The 2,257-nt window shown below is 66.1% G+C and carries 1 protein-coding gene and 1 pseudogene; both read right to left on the bottom strand.

What is annotated here, in order from left to right; all coding sequences use genetic code 11:
• The coding region (locus M7H19_RS02925) for an NAD(P)/FAD-dependent oxidoreductase (RefSeq protein ID WP_298176800.1) at window positions 1–1,751 on the bottom strand (1,751 nt) is incomplete at its 3' end.
• 300 nt (window positions 1,752–2,051) lie between these two features.
• Window positions 2,052–2,257: pseudogene (locus tag M7H19_RS02920) on the bottom strand (sugar kinase); the annotation flags it as partial.

Here is a 2,257-nt window from a genome sequence, read left to right as displayed (position 1 = left end):
CGTTGGAAGGCCGCGGGACCCGGCCCGTAGGTCTGCCGCGGGGTGCGTGCGGCGCCTTCGTTGTTGTAGTAACCGGGGGTGCATTCGGCGTCGAACTCGCCCCGGTCCGGTGAGGTGGCTCGGATCGTCTCCACCCACGCGCTCTCCGCCTCGACGGTTGGCTCGATGCATTTCACGCCGCGTTTGCGCGCCTCCGCCACGACGGCGGCGACGTGGATCGCCTGCTCGTCGAGTACGTGTGTGAAGTTCACCGACGGCGCGTTCTGGATCGGGCCGAGGTGGAACAGGTTGGGGAATCCGTTGCTGTAGAAGCCGTGCAGTGTGCGTGGTCCGGTGGTTATCCACGACTGGAGCAGGTTCACCCCGTCCTGCCCGTACACCGGCAGTCGCCCGGTCATCACGTCGGACTTCCCGACCTCGAAGCCGGTGGCGAAGATGATGCAGTCCACTTCGTACTCACGGTCGCCGACCACGATCGTGTGCTCGGTGATGCGCTCCACTCCGCCGTAGTCGGCCGTGTCGACGAGCGTGACGTTGTCGCGGTTGAACGTCGGCAGGTACTCGTCGCTGAAGGTCGGCCGCTTGCAGCCGTAGCGGTACCAGGGCTTGAGCAGCTCCGCAGTGGCCGGGTCGTGCACGATCTCGTCCACGCGGGCGCGTAACTGATTCATCTTCTGGAAGTCGAGGATCTCCTCGATCTTCTCCCACTCCGCGCGGTCCATGCCCGCGGGCGGGTCGGTCGAGACGATCTTGCCGAGCACGCGCGCACTCGCGGTCCATGCGTCGTTCACCAGGTCCTCATCGACTTCTTCGCCGGTGATGAGAGCCTGAAAGTTCTCCCGTCGCCGTGTGTGCCAGCCGGGCTCCAGCGACGCCGCCCACTCCGGGTCGGTGGGACGGTTGCCTCGCACGTCCACCGACGACGGCGTCCGCTGGAACACGTAGAGGTGATGGGCGTCGCGTGCCACGTGAGGAATCACCTGGATGGCCGTGGCGCCGGTGCCGATCACCGCGACGCGTTTGTCCGCCAGGCCCGTCAGGTTGCCGTTCGCGTCGCCGCCGGTGTAGCCGTAGTCCCAACGACTCGTGTGGAAGGTGTGCCCGGCGAAGTCCGCGATCCCCGGAATCCTCGGCAGCTTCGGGTGGTCGAGCGTGCCGCCTGACACCACCACGTAGGTCGCCCGCATCTCGTCGTCGCGGTCGGTGCGCACTATCCACTCGCCGTCATCCCACTGCAGTTCGCGCACGCCGGTCTGGAAGCACGCGTCACGGTACACGTCGAAGGTGCGGCCGATGGCCATCGCGTGCTGACGGATCTCCTCGCCCGGAGAGTACTTCCATTTTGGGACGTACCCGACTTCCTCCAGCAACGGCAGGTAGATGTAGGACTCGATGTCGCAGTGGATGCCGGGGTAGCGGTTCCAGTACCACGTGCCGCCGAAGTCGCCCGCCTTCTCGATGATCCGGATGCGGTCGAGCCCGGCCTGGCGCAGACGAGCGCCCGCGAGCAGACCGCCGAAGCCACCACCGATCACCACAGCGTCCACACGGTCGTTGATCGGGTCGCGGGTGAAGCCCGGCTCGACGTAGGGGTCCTCGGCGTAGTAGCCGAACGTCCCCTCCGCTCGTTGATACTGCTTGTCGCCATCGGGCCGGATGCGGCGGTCGCGTTCCGTTCGGTAACGCTCGCACAGGACGTCGGGGTCGAAGTCGAGTTCGTCGGGGATCCACGGATGTTGGGACGTCGACATGACGCCTTTCCGGAAGTCGTGAAACGAACGCTTCGGGCCGCTCTCGCCGAAACGAGTTCAGTCACGTGACTGAATCCGACTGTATCGGACAGGAGGGGGCTCATTCACCGTGGGCGGTCATTGACGGCGAGGTGGCCCGCCGGGACTCAGCGAGTCCTGAACCGGTCGCGGGCCCACGCCATGCGGTACGACGTGCGTGATCGGCCGCTTCGAAACCATGGCTTCCTTGCAGCGACTCTTATCCTTTAGGACTGATTGCTGCGTCGGCTCGGCCCGCGATGCGGTCCGGCGTGGACGATGTCAGGACTTGTCTCGGCGTGACAGGATTCGCTGCTGTGCGGCCAGGGCGTGCACCACGTCGCGGCTCGCCGGGTACAGGGCCCGGTACTGCTCGTAGAGGATGTCGTACGCCTCGCGCAGTTCCGGGTTCGGTTCACGGACGTGGGCGGGTGGATTCCAGTCGGAGATGTGCTCTTCGCCGTCGAGTCGGGCGGCGAGGAACGCGG

Source organism: Saccharomonospora sp., assembly GCF_027317685.1.
Lineage (GTDB): Bacteria > Actinomycetota > Actinomycetes > Mycobacteriales > Pseudonocardiaceae > Saccharomonospora.
The sequence above is the reverse complement of the archived record's forward strand: the minus strand, read 5'-3'. Positions and strand labels throughout refer to the sequence as shown.